The organism is Caballeronia concitans (assembly GCF_001544615.1).
In the GTDB taxonomy this organism is placed as follows: Bacteria; Pseudomonadota; Gammaproteobacteria; order Burkholderiales; family Burkholderiaceae; genus Caballeronia; species Caballeronia concitans.
In genome coordinates, this window is record NZ_FCNV02000001.1 from 1,219,698 (window position 1) to 1,242,192 (window position 22,495).

General features: G+C 66.1%; 16 protein-coding genes and 1 riboswitch. Of the genes, 7 read left to right on the forward strand and 9 right to left on the reverse strand.

From position 1 onward, the window contains the following. Positions 1 to 16: 16 nt before the first annotated feature. Entirely contained in the window at positions 17 to 595 is a 579-nt protein-coding gene (locus AWB72_RS05650; protein ID WP_084592730.1) for a cysteine dioxygenase family protein, read from the reverse strand. A 117-nt stretch (positions 596 to 712) separates the two neighbouring features. On the opposite strand from AWB72_RS05650, the gene AWB72_RS05655 reads away from it, so the two are divergent. Beyond that, complete coding sequence (locus AWB72_RS05655; RefSeq protein ID WP_040048825.1) at positions 713 to 1,186, forward strand: Lrp/AsnC family transcriptional regulator; 474 nt, start codon at positions 713 to 715, stop codon at positions 1,184 to 1,186. A 288-nt stretch (positions 1,187 to 1,474) separates the two neighbouring features. Beyond that, complete coding sequence (locus AWB72_RS05660; RefSeq protein WP_040048924.1) at positions 1,475 to 1,708, forward strand: hypothetical protein; 234 nt, start codon at positions 1,475 to 1,477, stop codon at positions 1,706 to 1,708. A 7-nt stretch (positions 1,709 to 1,715) separates the two neighbouring features. On the opposite strand, the gene AWB72_RS05665 is transcribed toward AWB72_RS05660, so the two are convergent. Further along, on the reverse strand, positions 1,716 to 4,184 hold the full coding sequence (locus AWB72_RS05665; RefSeq protein ID WP_040048824.1) for an FUSC family protein: 2,469 nt from the start codon (positions 4,182 to 4,184) through the stop codon (positions 1,716 to 1,718). A 202-nt stretch (positions 4,185 to 4,386) separates the two neighbouring features. Between AWB72_RS05665 and recC the strand changes: the two genes are divergently transcribed. Genes recC through arfB form a run of 4 tightly spaced genes read left to right on the forward strand, consistent with a single transcriptional unit; the run spans position 4,387 to position 14,171 of the window. Next, positions 4,387 to 7,818 carry an exodeoxyribonuclease V subunit gamma gene (gene recC / locus AWB72_RS05670; protein WP_040048823.1) on the forward strand — a complete coding sequence of 1,144 codons (3,432 nt, stop codon included), beginning with the start codon at positions 4,387 to 4,389 and terminating at the stop codon, positions 7,816 to 7,818. After that, positions 7,818 to 11,531 (forward strand): exodeoxyribonuclease V subunit beta, encoded by a 3,714-nt coding sequence (gene recB, locus AWB72_RS05675; RefSeq protein WP_052449709.1) that lies wholly within the window; start codon positions 7,818 to 7,820, stop codon positions 11,529 to 11,531. The genes recC and recB overlap by 1 nt, the downstream gene beginning before the upstream one ends. Further along, entirely contained in the window at positions 11,528 to 13,747 is a 2,220-nt protein-coding gene (locus AWB72_RS05680) for an AAA family ATPase (protein ID WP_052449694.1), read from the forward strand. The genes recB and AWB72_RS05680 overlap by 4 nt, the downstream gene beginning before the upstream one ends. Before the next feature lie 16 nt (positions 13,748 to 13,763). Beyond that, positions 13,764 to 14,171 (forward strand): alternative ribosome rescue aminoacyl-tRNA hydrolase ArfB, encoded by a 408-nt coding sequence (gene arfB / locus AWB72_RS05685; protein WP_040048822.1) that lies wholly within the window; start codon positions 13,764 to 13,766, stop codon positions 14,169 to 14,171. 222 nt (positions 14,172 to 14,393) lie between these two features. On the opposite strand, the gene AWB72_RS05690 is transcribed toward arfB, so the two are convergent. From AWB72_RS05690 to thiC, 6 genes are all read right to left on the reverse strand, one after another. After that, positions 14,394 to 15,323, reverse strand: coding sequence for a DMT family transporter (locus AWB72_RS05690; RefSeq protein WP_052449693.1), 930 nt, complete (start codon positions 15,321 to 15,323; stop codon positions 14,394 to 14,396). A 114-nt stretch (positions 15,324 to 15,437) separates the two neighbouring features. Further along, the gene (locus tag AWB72_RS05695; protein ID WP_040048820.1) at positions 15,438 to 17,039 is read right to left on the reverse strand and encodes an L-lactate permease; all 1,602 of its coding nucleotides are present in this window, start codon (positions 17,037 to 17,039) and stop codon (positions 15,438 to 15,440) included. 154 nt (positions 17,040 to 17,193) lie between these two features. Further along, positions 17,194 to 17,322 carry a hypothetical protein gene (locus AWB72_RS29635; protein ID WP_280174554.1) on the reverse strand — a complete coding sequence of 43 codons (129 nt, stop codon included), beginning with the start codon at positions 17,320 to 17,322 and terminating at the stop codon, positions 17,194 to 17,196. A 279-nt stretch (positions 17,323 to 17,601) separates the two neighbouring features. Beyond that, the gene (locus tag AWB72_RS05700) at positions 17,602 to 18,153 is read right to left on the reverse strand and encodes a hypothetical protein (protein ID WP_052449692.1); all 552 of its coding nucleotides are present in this window, start codon (positions 18,151 to 18,153) and stop codon (positions 17,602 to 17,604) included. 186 nt (positions 18,154 to 18,339) lie between these two features. Further along, positions 18,340 to 18,552, reverse strand: coding sequence for a YMGG-like glycine zipper-containing protein (locus AWB72_RS05705; protein WP_040048819.1), 213 nt, complete (start codon positions 18,550 to 18,552; stop codon positions 18,340 to 18,342). Positions 18,553 to 18,753: 201 nt separating this feature from the next. Then, positions 18,754 to 20,685 carry a phosphomethylpyrimidine synthase ThiC gene (gene thiC, locus AWB72_RS05710; RefSeq protein WP_040048818.1) on the reverse strand — a complete coding sequence of 644 codons (1,932 nt, stop codon included), beginning with the start codon at positions 20,683 to 20,685 and terminating at the stop codon, positions 18,754 to 18,756. Between the two features lie 126 nt (positions 20,686 to 20,811). Beyond that, positions 20,812 to 20,952: riboswitch (TPP riboswitch) on the reverse strand. A gap of 295 nt (positions 20,953 to 21,247) precedes the next feature. On the opposite strand from thiC, the gene AWB72_RS05715 reads away from it, so the two are divergent. Further along, positions 21,248 to 22,186 carry an EamA family transporter gene (locus tag AWB72_RS05715; protein ID WP_040048817.1) on the forward strand — a complete coding sequence of 313 codons (939 nt, stop codon included), beginning with the start codon at positions 21,248 to 21,250 and terminating at the stop codon, positions 22,184 to 22,186. Between the two features lie 114 nt (positions 22,187 to 22,300). On the opposite strand, the gene AWB72_RS05720 is transcribed toward AWB72_RS05715, so the two are convergent. Further along, positions 22,301 to 22,435 carry an entericidin A/B family lipoprotein gene (locus AWB72_RS05720; protein ID WP_040048920.1) on the reverse strand — a complete coding sequence of 45 codons (135 nt, stop codon included), beginning with the start codon at positions 22,433 to 22,435 and terminating at the stop codon, positions 22,301 to 22,303. Between the last annotated feature and the right edge of the window lie 60 nt (positions 22,436 to 22,495).

Genomic DNA, 22,495 nt, shown 5'->3' on the forward strand with positions numbered 1-22,495 from the left:
GGTCAGGCTTCACTCGTCACGCGGCGAGCAGGTCGTTGACGTGCGTCGCAATGTGCTCGCCCGCGACGCCGTAGATGTGAATCGACACGGCGCGCGTGGCGGCATCGGCGGGATTGCCGAGTTGATGGATCGCGCCGCGTCCGGCATCGGCATATGACACGGCGCCCGCTTCGCGCGGATGACGCCGCGTTTCGACCGCGCGATGCGTCTCTGCATCCCAGCGATAGAGCGTTTCCGACAGCGCGCCCTCGATGACCGCGTACCCGCACCACGTCTGATGCGCATGCACGGGGCTCGCTTGCCCGGGCTCCCACACGAGCGCCGCGACGGCGTAACGATCGAGCGGATCGGCTGCGAGCACATGACGGCGATAGCCAAGCGGACTGCCGATGCGCTGATCGGGGCCGAGGAGCGCGGGATCGGCGATCGCACGCGTGAGCGCCGCGCGCACGCCCGGCCCGAACGAAGCTTGCGGACCGTGCAGCGCTGCATCGATTTCACTGCAGAGACGGCGCACGGCCGGATTCGCATTCGCGCAAGCGTTGAAGGCGTCGGCGTGATGCCGCATCGGGCGGACGATGGATTCGAGATTCATGATGACGTTGCGGTTCAAATCGGAACGTCATTTATAGCGGCTTGCATCTGGAATTTGTTTTCATATAATTCCGCCGATACTTCGAAAAATAGAAAATTTTCCTATCGGGGATGCAGTATGGGAATGGACCTCATCGACCGCAAGCTGCTCGAACTGTTGCAAAGCGACTCGTCAATGCCTATCGCCGAGCTTGCCCAGCGCGTCAATCTTTCGCAGACGCCGTGCTGGAAGCGCGTGCAGCGGCTCAAGGAAACGGGCGTGATCCGCGCGCAGGTCGCGCTGTGCGACCCGAAGAAGCTCGGCGTCGGCACGACGGTGTTCGTCGCCGTGCGCACCAACCAGCACACGCAAAGCTGGGCCGACGAATTCACGCGCGCCGTGCGCGACATACCGGAAGTGGTCGAGGTGTACCGGATGAGCGGCGAGACGGACTATCTGCTGCGCGTGGTGGTGTCGGACATCGACGATTACGACCGCGTCTACAAGCAGCTCATTCGCGCGGTGCCGCTTTACGACGTGAGCTCCAGCTTCGCGATGGAGCAGATCAAGTATTCGACGGCGCTGCCCGTGCGCCCCGCAGCTGACGCCTGAGCGCGCGGCGAACGACAACCGCAAAAAGAAAGCCGCCCGGGGAGGGCGGCCGAACACGTCCGGTCACGAGGTATCCCGGCCAGCCCCTTTCAACCCTGGCCGGAATCGGACGCGCATGGAACCCGCTGGAGTATGGTCAACGGGGCGGGCATCGTTCAAGCGGGACGGTGCAGCAGAGAATTTCGGCGATGCCGTTCGCTTGGCGAAACGCCGGGCGCAATCCAACTGAAAACGAAGCCGGGTACGATGTCGGCTTATCTCGAAAACTCCGAAGAGCCGCCGCGCCCCATGACCGACGATCCCCGCAACAGCCGCCCCAACGACCGCCGCGACGCCCCGCAAAGAAAGAAGAATCCGACGCTCGGGATCAGCGTGTTCATTGTCGTCGTGGTGTTGCTCGTGATCTTCACGCTGCTGTTCAACGCGATCCGCGAGAAGCGCGATTTCGAGGAGCAGAACGCGCCGCCCGCCGCCACGAGCGATGCACGTCCCGCGTTGCCGGCGACCGGCGCATCGCAATAACGCGTTCTTACGACGGCAGATGAATCTGCGCGGCGTCCTTGCGTATCAGCGTGGACGCCGTGAGCATCTGCTTGCATTGATGCGCGAGCAGCTTGAGGTCGTGGATCGCGCCGGCGGGAAGCGTCTGTGCGCGCTCGGCGGCGGCGACCATCGTGTCGAGATCGCGGCGTAGATTCTTGATGGCGTCGTCGCTGGAAACGACGCTTCCCGCGTCGGAAAGATTGTCCCGGACGATGCCCAGCGTGCGCTGCAGCGGCTCGAACGGCTGCGCCTCGGCCTCGTTGATGGCTTGCAGAAGCGGCGCCGCCGCCGTGATCTGCGACGCGAGCACATGACTTTGCACGAGCAGGTCGTTCAGTTCGGCGACGTATTTCTGCTGCGGCTTCGGCTCCAGCATCATGCGCTGGAACGCCTGCGCGAGATTCGCGAATGCGACATGCACGTTCTTGCGCGCGAGCCGATAGCGGAAGTCGCGATCGAGCGCCGTGGCGGCGACCGTTGCCGCAGCGGATGCGCCCTTGCTCGTCGTCGCCGCCGTGCTCTCGCCGATATTCACTGCCGACAGCCGCTCCGCCGTCGCGCTCGCCGCCTTGATGACGGGCGCGTCCTCGGGCTTGATCGCGGCTTTGATTTCAGCGTCGGCCTCGACCTCGGTTGCGACATCGGCATCCGCCGCCGACACGAGCGCGGCACCTGCATTGGCGTCGGCGAAAGCGGCGCTCGGCACTGACGCCGGCGCACGCGAAGCCGCCGTTGCGGCCTTGGCCTTCCACGACCAGCTCGCTTCGAGATAATTTCGCGTCGCACCGAGGAGATCCTTCACGAGCTTGCCCATCAGCCGGTATTCCCAGTACGGGAAGAGATGGCTCGCGGCGATGGCGATGGTGCAGCCGACGACCGTGTCGATGGCGCGCTCGCCGATCAGCCGCAAGCTGCCCGGCGCGAGCAGGTGGAACATGAGCAGCACGTAAGACGACGTGAACACCACGCTGCCCGCGTAGTTGAAGAGCAGCAGGCTGTAGCTCATGACCATCGACGCGAACATCGCGACGAGCAGCACATGCGGGTCCTTCACCACCAGAATCAGCGCGATGGTCACCGCGCAGCCGATCGCCGTGCCGATGATCCGCTGCGTATTGCGCTGCTTGGTGAGCGAATAGCCCGGCTTCAGGATGATGACCGTGGTCATCACGATCCAGTATGCATTGGTGAGCGGCAAGAGCCGCCCGAGCCAGAAGCCGACGCCGACCGCGATCGTCACGCGCAGCGCATGGCGGAAGCTCGGCGAGGACATCGTGAGATTCGAGAAAATCTGCCTGAACGGCACGCGCCTGCTCGATATGAAACGCGACAGCGCGTGATCGATCTGCAGCTCGGTTTCATTCAGGCTCGCGTCGTCGTGCGTGCGGCGGCGCATCTTGTCGATGAGACGCGTCGCGCTCCAGAGTCGCCGGAACACGGCCGCGGCCGCCGCGTAGGCTTCGGGATTCTTCTCGGGCAGCGCCTGCTTGCGCATGAGTTCGAGTTCGTATTCGATCGCGCGCAACTCGGCCTTCATGCTGATCTGCTTCGGCGCGGGCCGGTTTTGCAGCACCGCGAGGCCGATTTCGTCCAGATCTTCACTCGCCTTGCGCATCAGGTCGCGATAGAACACGAGCACGTCGGAGCCAGCGAACGTCTTGCGCACGAGCGGATAGTCCGTGTGCGCGCCGACGAAGAACTCGTGCAAATCCACGATGTTGATGAAGAGATTGAAAAGCCGCGCGCGCCGGGCGTCGAGCTTGCCGCTCTTGACCTTCGGCAGATTGCGCAACACGATTTCGCGCGCACCTTCCTGCTGCTCGACCGCCGCGATCTGCTTTTCGATAAGCTTTCGGTAACACTCGTCGAGGTCGGCGTCGTTGTCGTAGAAATCGGCGCGCGCCTGAAGATACTCCGCGCAACTGAAGATGCTCTGCGCCAGCGCCTGCCGCTCGATGCGGTACACGAGCAGATGCGAGACGAGCGTCGCCCAATACGTGTACCAGAGGCCGCCGAGCAGAATCCACGACGCGTTGATGAGCGCCTGCATCGGCGTGAAATGCTCTTCGAGCGTCACGATCATCATGAAGAGCGTGGCGAAGCTGATTTGCGGCCAGCGGTTGCCGTAGACGACGATCAGCGAGAGCACGAACGTGAGCGGCACGACGGTGAGCCAGAGCGTCAGCGGATTCGCCGTTGCGATGCCCGTGGCGAGCGCCGAGAAGAAGCCGATCACCGTGCACGCGAGCATCTCGTTGTGCTTGTGCTTGAGCGGGCCGGGCATGTCGACGACGCATGCGCCGAGCGCGCCCGTGGCGATGGTGAAGCCGAGCTCGCGATTGTGGAACACCGTGAGCATCAGCACGGCCGGAAGCGAGATGCCGAGCGCGCTGCGCAAGCCGCCGAAGAAGTACTGGCTGTAAATGAACTTTCTGATTTCGAACGAGTAACGCATCGACTTCCTGACTGGACGATCGAGGGGCGGGCCAAGGGCAAGAGCGAGGTCGAGTCTAACGCACTCGACCCGCCTTCGGACCTCGGCCGAACGGCCAGGTTCTCGCCGCCAGGCCCCTTTGTTATGCTGGCGCTTGATTTGACAAAGCTTTGCATCTGACGCCTTGCCAGGTTGTCCGGCAGCGCACCCAATCCCGCTCTTCATGCTCGAACTCTTTTATTCGAACCGCCACGAAACGCTTGCCGCCGCGCTTTTCGAGGACCTCGACGCATTCGCGATGCGCGAGGGCGATCCTTTCGCGAGCGAATCGGTCATCGTGCCGAGCGCGGCCGTGCGACGCCGGCTCGAACTCGACATGGCCGAGCGCTTCGGCATTTGCGCGAACGTCGAGTTCTGCTATCTCGCGCAGTGGCTGTGGGCGCAGATCGGCCGCGTGCTGCCGGTGCCCGCGCGTTCGCCGTTTTCGCCGGACCGGCTCGCGTGGCGTTGTTATCGCCTGTTCGACGAACCGTCGTTCAGACAGGCGCCGCGTCTGTCGACTTATCTCGATGCCGCCGACGATTCCATGCGCTACGAACTCGCGCGCCGCATCGCGACGGTCTTCGATCACTACCTGACGTATCGCCCGGAATGGCTCACGCACTGGCAGGCGGGCGGCTCGATTCTCGCGGGCGGCCGCGCTCAGACGGACGCAAGCAGCGACTCACGCGGGCCGCGTCTCGCGGGCGCGAGCGACATCCAGCGACAGGACGAACGCTGGCAGTCGGCGCTGTGGCGCGCGTTGCTCGACGATCTGAAGGCCGATCCTGAAGCCGATCCCCACGCGCCCGCCGCCGATCAGGACCCGACGCCGCCCGCGTATCGCTTTCTCGCCGAAGCGCCGCGTTTCGATCTCGATACCGCGATGCGCGCCGAATGGCCGAGCCGCATCAGCGTGTTCGCGCTGCCGACCATGCCGCCGCTGCATATCGCGTTGCTGCGCGAGCTGTCGCGCTGGATCGACGTGCGTATTTACGCGCTCAATCCGTGCCGCGAATTCTGGTTCGACATCGTGAGCGAGGCGCGCGTCGAGCAACTGCAACTGAAGGGCGAGGCCGATTTTCAGGAAGTCGGTCATCCGCTGCTCGCGGAGTGGGGCCGTCAGACCCAGGCGCAGCTTCACATGCTGCACGAACTGACGGAAAGCGCGGCATCGAGCGAGCGCGAATTGTTCGAAGAGAACACCGCGCCGACGTGGCTCGCGCGCGTGCAGAACGGCATCCTGACGCTCGACGAAGAGAATGCGGAGCCGCAGCCGGACGAGATCGTCGATGCCGGCGTGGAAGTGCATGTCTGCCACAGCCTGTCGCGCCAGCTCGAAGTGCTGCACGACCGCCTGCTCGACTGGTTCGACGAGATCGAAGGGCTGGAGCCGTCCGATGTGCTCGTCGCGTTTCCGGATCTCGCGGTGGCCGGTCCGCTCATCGACGGCATATTCGGCACGGCGCCGGCGGGCGCGAGCAACGAGCGCAGGCGCATTCCGTATCGCATCACCGGCCTGCCGCCGTCGCAGGCGAACCCCGTCGCGCGCGCGATGCTCGACTGGCTCGCGCTCGCCGAACGCGGCGTCGGCGCGCCGGAGCTGATCGAATGGCTGCGCGTCGATGCCATCGCAACGCGCTACGCGATCGATGCGGCATCGCTCGAAACCGCGCAGGAATGGCTCGCGGCGGCGGGTGCGCGTCGCGGGCTGCGTCCGACGGAAGCCACCGGCGAGCACGTGCCCGCCGCGCGCCACACCTTCGCCGATGCGCTCACGCGCCTCTATCTCGGCTACGCGCTGCCGGGCGGCGGCGCGCCGGTCGCGGAATGGCTGCCGGTGGAGGGCGCGCAAGGCTCGGAGGCCGAGTTGCTCGGACGCCTGACGCGTTTCATCGACGATATCGACGCCTTCGCCGCGCAAATCGAAACGCCGCGCACGGCACGCGCCTGGGGCGAGTTGCTGCAGGACACGCTCGCGCGTTTCTTCGATGCGGGCGTCGCGTTCAACGACACCATCGGCGACGTGCGCCACGCCATCGACGCGCTGATCGTCGCGATGGACGAAGGCGCGCGCGACACGGAAGTATCGGCCGCCGTGATCCGCACCGCGCTCACCGACACGCTCGACGATCCCGCGCGCGGCGGCGTGCCGTGGGGCGGCGTGACGTTCTCGTCGCTGACGAGCTTGCGCGGGCTGCCGTATCGCGTGGTGTGTTTGCTCGGCATGGACGACGGCATGTTGCCGAGCCTCGCGCGCGCCGACGAATTCGACCTGATGGCGAGCTTCGGCAAGCTGGGCGACCGCCAGCGCCGCGACGACGAGCGCAATCTGTTTCTCGACCTGATGCTCGCGGCGCGCGACCGGCTGATGATCGCGTACACCGGGCGCAGCATCCGCGACAACGCCGTGCTGCCGCCCGCCGCGCTCATCGACGAATTGCTCGATTATCTGGCCGAAGCCGTCGCGGGCAAGCACGCCCCGCCGGAGGAGCTGGCGAAGGCGCGGGCGTTGTTCGTTCACGAGCATCCGCTGCAGCCTTTCGCGCCCGAGTATTTCGAGCCGAACGGCCGGCTCTTCACCTACGAGCCGGAGCGCGCGGAACTGGCGCGGGCGCTGGCGGCGGGCCGGGCGCAGCCGAGTGCGCCGTTCTTCGCATCGCCGTTGCCGGCGGAAGAGGAGGACGCGGGCATCGTCGCGTTCGACGATTTCGTGCGCTTCTGGCGGCATCCGGCGCGCGCGCTGCTGCGCGACAGGCTGGGCATTGCGCTGGTCGATGCCGAAGCCGAACTCGATATCACCGAGCCGTTCGAACTGGGCTTCGCTGGCCGCGATGCGCTCGCCGCGCGCGTGCTGCCGTCGCTGCTCGAAGTGGAAGACGAAGCCACGCATCGCGCCCGCGAACGCGCGCGGCATGTGGCGCGCACGAGTCCCGAGATGCCGGGCGGCGCGACGGGCGCCGTGTGGCAGGCGCGCGAGATGCACGCGCTCGCGAATCTCGCGGACCGCATTCGCGTGTCGGTGGCCGAAGGCGCGGCGCGTCTGCCGTTCTCGCTCGACATTGTGCCGCGCTGGCCGGACACGGGCGGCGTCGCGCTTTTCGGCTCGCATGACGATGCGCTCATCGACGAGCGGCCGCTCACACTGTCCGGCACGCTCAATCGCCTGACGCCGCAAGGGCAGGTGATCTATCGCTACGACCAGCCGCGCGCCCGCGATTACCTGTCCGCGTGGCTCGCGCATCTCGCTTACTGCGCGGCGCTGCCGGACGGCCCGCGCCGCACGATCTGGCACGGGCGCGGCGCGCAGTCGGCGGATTTCGAGCTGACGCCCGTCGCGAATCCACACGCGCATCTGGCGGCGCTCGCGGCGTTGTATCGCGCGGGACGCCGCATGCCGCTGCGTTTCTTTCCCAAGAGCGCGTGGCTCAAGATGACCGAAGGCGATTCGAAGGCGCATGCCGCGTGGGAATCCGACCGCACGCGCGCCGAATCGGACGATCCCGTTTATCGCATCGCGTTTCGCGGTGAATCGCTCGCGCTCGACGACCGCTTCGCCGCGCTCGCGCGCATCGTATTCGAGCCGCTTTCGCAACACCTGCAAAGCGACGCATGATGACGACCGCCATCCAAGCCATGAACCCCGCCGCCGTGCAGGAGCTCGACGTCTTTTCCTGTTCGCTTGACGGCGTCAATCAGATCGAAGCGTCCGCCGGCACCGGCAAGACCTGGAACATCTGCGCGCTCTACGTGCGGTTGCTGCTCGAAAAGCAGTTGAGCGTCGAGCGCATTCTCGTCGTCACGTTCACGAAGGCCGCGACCGCCGAGCTGCACGAGCGCATCCGCACGCGGCTCGCGGGCGTCGCGCATGCCATCGAAAACGGCGATCCGGCCGGCGATCCGTTCATCGAACGGCTCTTTGAAACGACGCTCGCGGACATCGATTCCGACGAGGCGCTGCAACGCATCCGCATCGCGCTGCATACGTTCGATCAGGCCGCGATCCACACGATCCACGCGTTCTGCCAGCGCGCGCTGCAGGAAGCGCCGTTCGCCGCCGCGATGCCGTTCGCGTTCGATATGGAAGCCGATGACAGCGCGTTGCGCTTCGAGCTTGCCGCCGATTTCTGGCGCGAGCGCGTGGAGCCGGCGGCGGCGCGCACGCCGTCGTTCGCGTCGTGGCTCGTCGCGAAGGGCGCGGGGCCGGCATCGCTCGATGCGCAACTGGCGCGCCGTCTCAAGAAGCCGCTCGCGACACTGCGCTGGGGCAAGAGCGAAGCGGAACTCGCCGCCGAAGCCGTCGATGCGCAAGCCTTGTTCGACGAAGCCTGCGCGGTGTGGACCGCCGAGCGCGGCGCGATCGCGAAGCTGCTCTTCGACGCCGAAGCAATGCTGAAGCAGACCTCGCACAAGCGCTCGATGATCGAAGCGGCCCTCGACGCGTGGGCGCGCTATTTCGCCGATGCCGACTGCCACGCCGAACCGCCGAAGGAAGCGCTGAAGATCACGGCGTCGGCGCTTGCGAAGGGCACGAAGGTCAAGCACGCGCCGCCCGCGCATGAATTCTTCGAGCACGCCGAGGCAATCGCCGCGTCTGCCGCCGCTGCCGAGGCCGCGCAGCGCGCGATATGGCTCGACATCGTGCGCGAATGGCTCGACTACGCGCCCGCCGAACTGTCGGCGAGAAAGCGCGCGCGGCGCGTGGTGTCGTTCGACGACTTGCTCTCGAACCTGCATCGCGCGCTCGTCCAACATGCGTGGCTCGCACAGACGTTGCGCGAGCGTTATCCGGCCGCGCTCATCGACGAATTCCAGGACACGGACCCGCTGCAATACGCGATCTTCAACCGCGTGTTCGCGCCGCACGGTCCGCTTTTTCTCGTCGGCGATCCGAAGCAGGCCATCTACAGCTTCCGCGCCGCCGACCTGCACACGTATCTCGCCGCGCGCGACGGCGCGAGCGCGCGCTACACGCTCGCGGTGAACCAGCGCTCGACGCCGCGCATCATCGAGGCGTGCAACCGCGTGTTCGGCGCGAATCCGTCGGCGTTCATTCTCGATGGGCTCGACTATCAGCCGGTGCGCGCGGGCGCGCGTGCGCGCGGGCCGTTCGTCGATGCCACGCCCGCCGCCGCCTATTCCGATATCGCCGATTTTTGCGTCTGGATGCTGCCGCACGGCGACGCCGCGCTCTCCAAGGGCAACGCGCAGCGCGAGGCCGCGCAAGCGTGCGCCGCCGAGATCGCGCGCCTGTTGAGCGGCGCGCAGCGCGGCGAAGTGCACATCGGCGACAAGGCGCTTTCCGCGGGCGATATCGCCGTGCTCGTGCAGACGCATCGGCAGGGCAGCATCGTCAAGCGCGTGCTCGCGGCGTGGGGCATCGGCAGCGTGGAACTGGCGCAAGCGTCGGTGTTCGGCTCGCTCGACGCCGAGCAGATCGAGCGCGTGCTCGCCGCCATCGACACGCCCGGCGACCTGCGCCGACTGCGCGCCGCGCTCGCGACCGACTGGTTCGGGCTGGACGCCGCCGCGCTGTGGCGGCTGGAACACGCGGCATCGACGGATGAAAGCGGCGCGAACGACTCGACGAGCTGGGTCGAACGCTTCTCGCGGTATCGCACGATCTGGCACGAGCGCGGCTTCGCGGTGATGTGGCGCACGCTGGCGCGGGAACTGTCGATTGCCGCGCGCCTCGTTTCGCGCGCCGACGGCGAACGCAGGCTCACGAACGTGAACCATCTGGCGGAATTGCTGCAGGCGCGCTCGGCGGAGCAGCCGGGCATCGCGCCGACCTTGCGCTGGCTCGCCGCGCAGCGTGCCCAGCAGGGCGGCGGCGAGGATGCGCAACTGCGCCTGGAATCCGACCGCAATCTCGTGCAGATCGTGACCGTCCACAAGTCGAAGGGGCTGGAGTACGCGGTCGTGTTCTGTCCGTTCCTCAACGACGGCGCGGCGCGCGATGCATCGAAATCCGGCTTGCCCGACGCGAAGGAGTACCACGACGACGCGGGCGAGGCAGTGCTGCACTATGGAATCGACGACGAGGAATCGAAAGAGGTGAGCGCGGCCATCGCGCGCGAACAGGCGGCCGAGCGCGCGCGTCTCGTCTACGTGGCGCTGACGCGGGCGGTGTATCGCTGCTACGTGGTCGCGGGCGTCTACATCTCGAACATGTCGAACAAGTCGACGAAGGAATCGCGCAGAAGCGTGCTGAACTGGCTCGCCGCCGGCGCGGGCCGGGACTTCGACGCGTTCTGCGACGAGCCGCCCGACGAAGCGGGCATTGTCGCGGCGTGGCGCGCGCTGGAAGCCGAAGCCGATGGCGCGATCGGCGTGACGCCGCTGCCGGTCATCGATGCACGCGAGCCGCTTGCCGCCGAAGCGTCCGGCGCGCACGAGATCGCCGCGCGCACGAACCGGCGTCTGTTGCGCGACCGGTGGCGCATGGCGAGCTTCAGTTCCCTGGTGGCGGCCGGCGCGCGCGACGAGGCGAATCAGCCGCAGCCCGCCGAAGCGCGTCCCGATCACGACGAACTCGCCGATTCCGCGCTGCCACCCGAAACGCCATCGCGAGCCGAAGCCGCGCTCCCCGACGACGACATTCTCGCGTTCCCGCGCGGCGCGGCGGCGGGCGAGTGCCTGCATCGCATGTATGAGCTGGCGGATTTCACGCAGCCGTCCACGTGGCCCGAGGCGGTCGAGCGCGCGTTGCGCGAGCATCCGATTCCCGCGCCCGAGCCGCTCGCGCAGCGTCTTCGTCCGATGATGCTGCGCCTGCTCGCCGATACGCTCGAAAGCGAGATCGCGCCGGGCATGCGGCTGTCGGGCATCGCGATGAAGCGGCGCATGAACGAACTGGAGTTTCTGTTCCCCGCGCCGTCGCTGGATTTCGCGGCGCTGCGCCGGCTTCTGTCGATGCACGGCTATCCGGATGTCGCGCTCGAAGCGGGCGCGTTGCGGGGCTTCGTCAAGGGATTCATCGACATGATCGTGCTGCACGGCGGGCGTTACTGGATCATCGACTGGAAATCGAATCATCTGGGCGATGCCGCCGCCGATTACAGCGCCGCGCCGGTCGCCGAGGCGATGGCGCATCACGCGTATCACCTGCAGGCGCTGGTTTATGTAGTCGCGCTGCATCGTTACCTGCGCGCGCGGCTCGCCGATTACGACTATGAAACGCATGTCGGCGGTTATCTTTATTTGTTCGTGCGCGGCGTGCGTCCGGACTGGCGCGACGGCGAGAACGCGAGCGGGGTCCATCGCGGACGGCCCTCGTTGGAACTGGTGGAAGCGCTCGATCGGGTGATGGGCGGAGACGCGGTATGAGCACAATGGAAAGAATCAACGTGGCGGCTGCGGCCGCGTCCGCCTTCGCCGATGAAAGCGCCGCGCTCGCCGAAGGTTTCGCGCGGCGCATCGGCGAGCTGTCACGATGGTCAGGCGCGGACGCGCGCGCCATCGCGTGGGCGGAACGCGCGGCGCTCGCCATCAGCCGGGCGACGGCACTCGGGCACGTCTGCATGCCGCTCGCCGCGCTCGCGCGCCGTCACGGAGAAAGCATGCGCGAAGCCCGCGATGCGCTGCTCGCCAGCGGCGTCGCGACGCTCGCCCGCACAGAGGCGCGCATCGACGCTGCCGATCTGCGGCCGCTCGTCATCGACGAAGACGGGCGGCTCTATCTCGCGCGCTATTTCGATTACGAACGGCGGCTCGCGGTCGCGCTGGTCGAGCGGGCGCGGGGCGCGCGGATCGACGTTTCGCAGCGCGAACTCGCGCAAGAGGCGCAGCGTATCGCGCACTATTTCGGAGAGGCCTCACGCGACGCCGACGACATCGACTGGCAGCGCGTCGCCGCGCTGGTCGCGCTGGCGGGGAGGCTGACGATCGTGAGCGGCGGACCGGGCACCGGCAAGACGACGACCGTCGTCGGCGTGCTCGCGTGCCTGCTCGACGCCGATCCGGGCTTGCGCATCGCGCTCGCCGCGCCGACCGGCAAGGCGGCGCAACGCATGCAGGAAGCGTTGATCGAGCGCGCGGACAAGCTGCCACCCGAGCTTGCAGGGCGTCTGCCGCGCACGTCGTTCACGTTGCAGCGGTTGCTGGGCGTGCTGCCGGACGGCGGCTTCCGGCATCATCGCGACAATCCGTTGCCTTATGACGTGATCGTGGTCGACGAGGCTTCCATGATCGACGTCGCGCTCGCGGCGCATTTGCTGGAAGCGGTCGCGCCGTCGAGCCGGCTCGTGATGCTCGGCGACAAGGATCAGTTGTCGGCGGTCGAGGCGGGCGCGGTGTTCGCGGAACTGAGCGCGCAGCCGTCGTTCAGCGAGGGCGGGGCGCGGCGCATCGCGGGCGCGTTGGGCGTGGAGCTGGCGCGGTTGCGGGCGGCGTTGCCGTCGGTCAACGCGGCGCATAGGCGTGCCGGTGATGCAAGCGAGCCGGCGCCCGATACATTCGACGACCTGTTCGCAAGCCAAGACGATCTCACCGACCGAGCGGACCTTGCACATCGCCGTACCGAAGCGCACGACGAAGGCTACGCCGATCTTTTCGCGGACCACGACGCCTACACGAGCGACGAAGCATCGGACGCGGACGATGAAGGCTACGCCGACCTTTTCGCGACCATCGGCGACACGTCGCGCGACGAAGACAACGAACCAAGCGACAAGGCCCCGCTCACCGATTGCGTCGTCTGGCTCGCGCGCAACTATCGCTTCGGGCTGGATTCGGCGATCGGGCGCTTGTCGATCGCGATCCGCAACGGCGACGCGCAAGCCGCGCTCAACGCGCTCGACACCACGCCTTCCACGGCATCGGAAGCGCCCGCCGCCATCCTGATCGACGATGACCACGCGACCCTCTCGGACCGCACGCTCGCCCATCTGGCCAAGGGATTCGCGCCGTACGCCGATGCGCTCGCGTCGCTGCTGCGAAACGATCGCGCGCCATCCGACGAAGCCCGGCTCTTCGACGCGCTCAACCGCTTCCGCGTGCTATGCGCCACGCGCAAGGGCCCGCGCGGCGTCGATGAAGTAAACGCGCGCATTGCGTCCAAGGTTCGCGAGCAGGCGGGCATTGCGCTTGCACTCGGAGCACAGTGGTTCGCGGGCCGCCCGGTGATCGTCACGCGCAACGACTATGCGCTCGGACTCTTTAACGGCGACATCGGCATTGCGCTGCCGGGCGCGAACGGCGCGCTGCGCGTCGCGTTCCGAATGGCGGATGGCTCGCTGCGCTATGTGTCGCCCGCCGCGCTGCCGCCGCACGACACGGCGTTCGCGCTGACCGTCCACAAATCGCAGGGCTCGGAGTTCGAGCACGCCGCGCTCGTGTTGCCCGGCAGTTTCGTGCGCGTGCTGTCGCGCGAGCTGGTCTATACGGCGATCACGCGGGCGAAGCGCCGCATCGAAGTCATCGGTTCGGCGGCCATCTTCGCACAGGCCGTCGATACGCCGACGCGTCGCGATTCCGGTCTCGCCGCGCGAATGGCGCGGCTGGCGCGCTTGGCGCAATCGGCGCGTTCGCGGCAACGGTCTTGAACGGAGGGAGCCAAACATGTCCGATAGCCTCATGGTGCCGCCGGGCGAAGTCGAGCTGACGGCCGTGCGCGCGCAAGGCGCGGGCGGCCAGAACGTCAACAAGGTATCGAGCGCGATTCATTTGCGGTTCGATATCCGCGCGTCGTCGCTGCCGGAGCACATCAAGGCGCGGCTGCTCGCGCTTTCCGACAGCCGCGTCACGCGTGAGGGCGTGATCGTCATCAAGGCGCAGGAGCATCGCACGCAGGACATGAACCGCGCGGCGGCGCTCGCGCGGCTCGACGAGCTGATCCGCAGCGTGAGCGTCACGCGGCGCAAGCGCATCGCGACGAAGCCGACGCGGGCGTCGCAGGTGCGTCGGGTCGAAGGGAAGATCAAGCGGGGCGCGGTCAAGGCGGGGCGCGGGGCGGTGCGGGGAGAGTAGTTCGTCGCGCGCTTGCGTTGAATGCGCGCGGCGCAGTCGTCGCGGAGGCTACGGTTCGCGCGATCAAGCATCAACGACGACAGCACGCGCGAACCGCGCGGTGAGCCTCAGGTCGCCTGTCGCGTGCCGCCGCGTCATCGCGACTTCATCGGCGGCGCGGTTTCGGGCAACCCGGTCGCGAGCGGCATCGTCGACAACATGCCTAGCCAAGCCGCCATCCCATCACCGCATCATTCCCCGTCGCGCGAGAAACGGCACCTGCTTCACGATTCCGGTCGCGAGCGCCGTCCCCACGAGCACGACAGCGCAACCTTCCAGCATCGCCACCGACACATGCTCGCGCAAGAACACCGCGCCCCACAGAATCCCGAAAAGCGGAATGACGAACGTGACCGTCATCGCGCGCGCGGGTCCCGCAGCGGCAACCAGCCGGAAATACAGGAAATACGCGATGCCCGTGCAGCACACGCCCAGCGCGATCACCGCCGACCACGCGTGCGCGGACACCGGCGTCGCGGGCCACGTGAGCAGGGCGATCGGTGCGAGCGTGATCGTCGCGCCGATCATGCTGCCTGCGGCGTTCGTCGTCGCGTCGACGTCCATCAGATACTTCTTCGCGAAATTGCCCGCCACGCCATACAGCGCCGATGCCGCGAGGGCAGCCGCCGCCGCCAGCATGCCCCGGACGGGCAGCCCGCCCGATGCCGGCCCGCTCGTCGCGATCTGGTTCCACACGAGCAGCAGCACGCCCGCGAAACCGATCGCCATGCCGATGGTGCGCATCGTCGTCAGCCGGTCCTTCAGCCACACGTAGGCGACGAGTGCGCCCCAAAGCGGCGTCGTCGCGTTGATGACGGACGTCGCGCCCGCCGACAGCGTCAGTTCCGCGAACGCGAAGAGGCAGAAGGGCGCGGCCGAATTCAGTATGCCGACGACGAAGAGCGCCAGCGCGCGCTTGCGCATCGTCGCGAGCGTGGCAGCGGCGTTGCGGCGTGCAAGCAGCATCGCGACGAGAAACAGCGCGCCGATGCCGACGCGCACCGCCATGAGCGGCGCGACGCCGAACTCGGCCACACCGACACGGATGAACAGGAACGATGCGCCCCACAGCGCGGCGAGGACGATCAATTGCAACAAATTGGCGATGGACATGACGATGCGGACTTCAAGACTGCTGATGAAAAAAGTCCGCGCATGTTAGCACCGCATCGCGCGTGAAAGAACGCAAAAGAACGCGCGTGGAATGAGACCGCAAGAAGCCGGAATTCAGTGCGGCGGAATCATCCATGTCAGCACGTTCTGCTGCAGCCAGACGAGCACGCCGAGAATCACCGTCAGGAGAATGGAATGCTTGAACGTGCGCGCGAAGACGAGGCCTTCCTTGCCCTTGAGTTCGGTCGTCGCGACGCCGGTTGAAATATTTTGTGGCGAAATCATCTTGCCCATCACGCCGCCGGACGAATTCGTCGCCGCCATCAGCACCGGATTCAGATTGAGCTGATGCGCCGCGACCACCTGCAGATTGCCGAAGAGCGCGTTGCCCGACGTATCGCTGCCGGACAGGAACACCGCCACCCAGCCGAGGAACGCCGACACGAGCGGAAAGAACGGCCCGACCGACGCCACGCCGAGACCGAGCGTGTAGTTCATGCCCGAGTAGTTCATCAGATAGGCGAGGCCGACGATCGTCGCGACCGTGAGAATCGCGATGCGCGTCTGCACCCACGTATCGACGATCGCCGCGCCGTACTCGCGCGCCGGCAGCCGCACGAGCGCCGCCGTGATGATCGACGCGACGAGAATCGCGGTGCCCGTCGCGAGCGGCTGGAAGTCCCAGATCGCGCCGTAGGGCTGGTTGTACAGCGTGATGTAGACAGCCTTGTCGAGGCCCGGCCACGCAATCTTCACGTCGCCGATCAGGAAGATCTTCGCGACCGTCCACACGATCACCACCACCGACACCACGATCCACGGCAGCCAGCCCTGTCCGCCCGAGACGGTCCCGCGCGTCTGTCCGAGCCGGTCGACGTTCACGGCGAAACGCCCATCGGCGACGGGCTTCCAGACGCGCAGGAACGCGATCGTCAGGATCAGCGAGACGAGCGACGAAAGCACGTCGGTGAGCGCATAGCTGATGTAGTTCGACGTCACGTACTGCGTGAGCGCGAACGCCCCGCCCGAGACGAGCAGCACCGGCCATACGCGCATCATGTTGCGGAAACCGGCGTAGATGCCGATCACGTAGAACGGCAGAAAGAACGCGAAGAACGGCAACTGGCGGCCGACCATCTTGGCGAGCGCGTCGGTGGGAAGGTGCGTCACCGCGCCGAGCACGGTGATCGGCACGCCGAGCGCGCCGAACGCGACCGGCGCGGTATTGAAGATCAGCGTGAAGGTGAGCGCTTCGAGCGTCGGAAAGCCGAGCAGGATCAGCAGCGAACTGGTGATGGCGATCGGCGTGCCGAAGCCGGAGATGCCTTCCAGCAGCGCGCCGAACGAAAAGCCGATGACGACCAGCACGATACGCCTGTCGTTAGGCAGATTCTCGACCATCCATACACGGAACGCCTCGAAGCGGCCCGAGCGTTGCGCGACGTTGTAGAGCAGGATCGCGGCGAACACGATCCACATGACCGGCCACAGCGCGAACACGGCGCCGGCCGCCACGGAATCGAGCGCGAGGCCGACCGGGAAATGCCACGCGCCCACCGCGATGACGAGCGCGACGATCAGCCCGGCGAGCGACGCCTGCCACGCGGGACGCCGCGCCCAGCCGAGCAGCGCGAGCACGACGGCGATCGGCAGCGCAGCGACGATGAACGACAGCGCGAGCGAATTCGCGACCGGGGTGAGCAGCTGATGGAACATCGAGGTCTCCTGTCGACAGGCGTCGCATTCTTATACGCAGGCGGCGTCGAGCCGCGATGCGCGTCGCGAGCCGGTGCTTCCGCGGCCTTAAGCAGTTGCCTAAAGTGCAGACTAAGAATAGGTGACCGATGGCCTCCGTCAAGCGGAAAAGCGCTCAGCCCTCGACGGCTGCTCCGGGCGCGGGGGCATCGTTGCCCGATTGCGGCGTTTGCCGGAACACCCAGACGGTCAGGAGCGCGAGGGAAGCGAGCATCCAGAGCAGGAAAAACACAAAGGCCATCATGTCCGATCCCCGAGAACGAAGTTCGCGACGGCGGGTGTGCCGTCGCGTCAAGCGATTTGCGAGGGTGATTAGCCAGAACCGTGCCAATTGTCTGGCGAAATCAGCCGGAGGCTTGTCGGAAAAGGGAAGAGCTTTGTCGTGTGGACGCGAAATGCGGACGCGAACCGGATCTGTCGACGGTTCGCGTCGGAAAATGTTGCAGAAGTGTTACGTCAGACGAATAGACGGCCGTCCGGCGGGGTTTCGTTTGTATCGTCCGCGAAACATGGTTTACGCGAGTCAGTGACGTCCCCCGTGGCCGCCGCCGTAACCGCCGCCATAGCCGCCGTGCCCACCCTGCCATGAGGTGTTGCCGCCGTGCCATCCGCCACCGCCGTGCCATCCACCGCCGTGCCAGCCGTGGCCGTGTCTCCAGCAGCATCCGCCGCCGCCCCAGTATCCAAAGCCTATGGAGATTGCCGGGTAGCCCCAGCCGTAATACGGCGGATACGCGGGATAAGCCGCGTAGGCCGGATAAGGCGCGTAGTACGGGTAAGCGGGCACGGCGTAATAGTCCGCACTCGGCGACGCCGCCACGTATTGATACTCGACCTGCGCGGTCGAATACGTGGCGCCCGGTGCGGAAGCCGTTGCGGCGCCCGATGCACCCTGCGCCGGCACGGCGAACTCGCGCTGCGTGTAGGCGGCAGGCACGGTCGGGTAGTAATAGGCCGGGTAGTCGGGATAAGCGGGGTAGTAGCATCCGCCGACGAGCACGCCCGTGGCGAGCGCTGCAACGATTGCCCTGATTCCGGTGATAGGAGAGGTGACGGTGAAGCGGGCGGGGATCATGGTGCTGCTCCTTGCGTGATGCTTGCCGGACTCTTGGCTCGCACCGGTCCGTTAAGAGGAGCTTACTCGAACGCACTGCGCCGCGCTTCCGAGGTTCTGTGAAAAAGTATTGCGATGCGGCGTCTTGTAACAGTCCTGAAACAGCGGCGCAGGCGATGGACGCCGCGCCGCCTGTGCGTGGTCTCGTTACTTGCCAACCTGGTTGCCGATGACTCCCCCGACTGCCGCGCCGCCGAGCGTCGAAAGCGCGCTGCCGCCGATCACCGCGCCGCCCGCTGCGCCGACGCCCGCGCCGATCGCGGTATCGCGTTGACGGGTGGTCATGCTGTCGCAGCCGGTGAGGCCTGCAAAGAGTGCAACGACCATTGCAGCGGCGCCGATTTGTTTGATGTTTTTCATGTCGACTCTCCAATACGATGTTGAGGTGAATCGGCTGCGGCTCGCATGGAACGGCGCCGCAAAGTCTCGCCGGTTCATCTGGCTTACAGCAGGAAAGGTGCCTGATTCGTCCGATCCGCCAGCCACGCAGAAATGAAAACGGCCCGCCGCACGCACAGTGCGACAGGCCGCCGTCAACATCGAATCACCATCAAACCCGCATCAAGTCGGCTGATAAATCTCCGCGCCCTTCTTCACGAACTCGATCGCCTTCGTCTGCATGCCGTGCGTGAGCGCATCGGTTTCGCTCACGCCTTGCTTCGCCGCGAAATCGCGCACGTCCTGCGTGATCTTCATCGAGCAGAAGTGCGGGCCGCACATCGAGCAGAAATGCGCGACCTTGGCGGAATCCTTCGGCAGCGTTTCGTCGTGGAATTCGCGCGCCTTGTCCGGATCGAGGCCGAGATTGAACTGGTCTTCCCAGCGGAACTCGAAACGCGCCTTCGACAAGGCGTTGTCCCGCACCTGCGCGCCCGGATGACCCTTCGCCAGATCCGCCGCGTGCGCCGCGAGCTTGTACGTGATGATGCCTTCCTTCACGTCGTCCTTGTTCGGCAGGCCGAGGTGCTCCTTCGGCGTGACGTAGCAGAGCATCGCGGTGCCGAACCAGCCGATCATCGCCGCGCCGATGCCCGACGTGATGTGGTCGTAGCCCGGCGCGATGTCGGTGGTCAGCGGCCCGAGCGTGTAGAAGGGCGCTTCGTCGCACCATTGCAGCTGCAGGTCCATGTTCTCCTTGATGAGCTGCATCGGCACGTGGCCGGGGCCTTCGATCATCACCTGCACGTCGTGCTTCCACGCGACCTGCGTCAGCTCGCCGAGCGTCTTGAGTTCGCCGAGCTGCGCTTCGTCGTTGGCGTCGTAGATCGAGCCGGGACGCAGGCCGTCGCCGAGCGAGAACGAGACATCGTATTGCTTCATGATTTCGCAGATGTCTTCGAAGTGCTCGTAGATGAAGCTTTCCTTGTGATGCGCGAGGCACCACTTCGCCATGATCGAGCCGCCGCGCGACACGATGCCGGTCATGCGGTTCGCCGTCAGCGGCACGTATTGCAGGCGCACGCCCGCGTGGATCGTGAAGTAATCGACGCCTTGCTCCGCCTGTTCGATGAGCGTGTCGCGGAAGATCTCCCATGTCAGGTCTTCGGCTTTACCGTTGACCTTTTCGAGCGCCTGATAGATCGGCACCGTGCCGATCGGCACCGGCGAATTGCGGATGATCCACTCGCGCGTTTCGTGAATATGCTTGCCGGTCGAGAGGTCCATGACCGTGTCGCCGCCCCAGCGGATCGCCCACGTCATCTTGTCGACTTCCTCGCCGATCGACGACGTCACCGCCGAATTGCCGATATTCGCGTTGATCTTCACGAGGAAATTGCGTCCGATGATCATCGGCTCGCTTTCCGGGTGATTGATGTTCGCCGGGATGATCGCGCGGCCTCGCGCCACTTCCTCGCGCACGAACTCGGGCGTGATTTCCTTTAGCGCGTCCTTGCCGAATGCCGCCGCGCCGAACGCCTGACCGGGATGCTGGCGGCCCATCATCGCGGCGAGCTTTTCGCCGTTCGGCCCGCTCGTGCGAAGGCTTTCAAGGTATTCGGCGCGGCGCTGGTTTTCGCGGATCGCGATGTATTCCATCTCAGGCGTGACGATGCCGGCGCGCGCATAGTGCATCTGCGTGACGTTCTTGCCGTCGACGGCGCGGCGCGGCTTGCGATGCAGCCCCGGAAAGCGCAGTTCGGCGGTCTTCGGATCGGCGGCGCGCTCGCGGCCGAATTCGCTCGACAATCCCGCGAGTTCCTCGGTGTCACCGCGTTTGTCGATCCAGCCGGCGCGCAACGCGGGCAAGCCCGAGCGGATGTCGATTTTCGCGTCCGGATCGGTGTACGGACCCGACGTGTCGTACACATATACGGGCGGATTCTTCTCGCCGCCGAAGCCGTCGGGCGTGTCGGACTGCGTGATTTCGCGCATCGGCACGCGGATGTCCGGCGTCGATCCGCTCACGTAGACCTTGCGCGAGTTCGGCAGCGGCGCGATGGCGGCTGCATCGACAACGGCGTTTTCGGACAGAAACTTCGGATTGGCATTCATGTGCTGTATGTCTCCTGCAGGGACGAAAATTCCAGCGCGAACGTAGACGCACGGCTGACTCAGGAGCTAAACAGGGAGGAACGAGACGGAAAGGTGCGGGTTCGGAAGAAGTGGTCTGAGGCGAAACCGACGAACCCGAACGCTTCCCTGCGCTGGCATTATCCAGATCAGGTTCAAAGGGTATTTCTCACCCACGATACACGGGCGATTCGACCGGTCATGCCGACTCGAATCGCGATGTGCAGCGCAGGACCCCCGCGTTAGCAGCCGCCACCATACACCGCACCGTGGCGTGTTGGCAACCATCGACGATTTGCCCGCTTCACGTTCCGTCGTTCCTGCATAATGGCGAGCGCCGCGTTTTAGGTACTTACCCCAGAGGTACTTACCCGAAAACGTGGTTTCGCGACCGCCGCCGCGCGTTCGCCTCTCGATCGCCTTCCATCGCTTCATCATGCCGTCGTGTCTTCTTCGTCCTGCCGCGCTTTGCAGGCGTCGCACCACCAGCCGTCCGATGTGTCCCTCTCGTGCCGCATGTGGCGCGGCCTTCGCGGAGTGATGCATGTCCGCCTTGCCGCCGCGTCTGCCGTTCTCGCTTCCCGACCGCTTTCCGTTTCGCGTGCCGCGCTCCCATAAGGGACAGGTCGCGTTCGCGCTCGCCGTCGTGTATGTCGTCTGGGGATCGACGTATCTCGCCGTGCATCTGTCGCTCGAATCGTTTCCGCCGCTTTTGCTGTCCGGAATGCGCAATCTGTTCGCGGGCATCGGACTCTTCGCGCTCGCCGCGCGCCGCCAGCCCGTCTGGCCGACGATGGCCGAAGTGCGCAACGCCGCGATCGTCGGCACGCTGCTCGTCGGCTTGTCGAGCGGGATGCTCGCGTACGGCATGCGCACCGTCGAAACCGGCACCGCCGCCGTGATGGTCGCGACGGTCCCGCTTTTCGCGACGATCATCGCCGCGCTCACCGGCCGGCGCATCGCGAAAGGCGAGTGGGTCGCGGTCGGCCTCGGGCTCGCCGGCATCGTGCTGCTCAACCACGGCAACCAGGGCTCGGGCGCGACCGCCGGCAGCGTGGCGATTCTCTGCGGCGCGATCTTCTGGTCGGGCGGCGCGCATCTCGCGAGCCGCCTGAAACTGCCGTCGGATCTTTTCGTGTCGACGGCGCTGCAGATCGGCCTTGGCGGTTCCATTTCGACCATCGTCGCGCTCTTGTCGGGCGAGCGGCTGACGAGCCTCGGCTGGGTGCCCGCGTTCTCGTTCGTCTATCTGATGCTGATCGGCACGATGGCCGCCTACGTCGCGTATGGCTTTCTCATTCGCCACACGAGCCCGATCATCGCGAGCAGCTGCATGTATGTGAATCCGGTCGTCGCGGTGCTGCTCGGCGCGCTGCTGCTCGGCGAGGCGATCACGCGCTGGACGGTCATCGCGACCGTCGTGATTCTGGTGAGCGTCGGGTTGTCGTTCTGGTTCGAGCGTCGCCGGCGCGGGCTCGCCTGAATTTGCTTCCCTTCTTGTGACGCCCGCAAAAAGGCGCGCACAAAAAAATCCCGCCGCGCGAGGCGGCGGGAAAGACAGGGAACTACGTTTAAATCGAGTCGGAGACCGGCTGGCTTACTTATGCTCTTCAGCCGAGTTCGAGATGGCCTGGCCGCCCTTCGAGAGATCCTGGCCTGCGCCCGAAATGGTGTTGCAGCCCGCGAGCGCGGCCGTGCCGGCGATCAGCAGCAAAGCGATGATTCGAGTCATGTTCATTCCCCTTGAAGTGAATGGCGTGGTTGATCGTGTCTGGATTGGCCGCTGATCGTT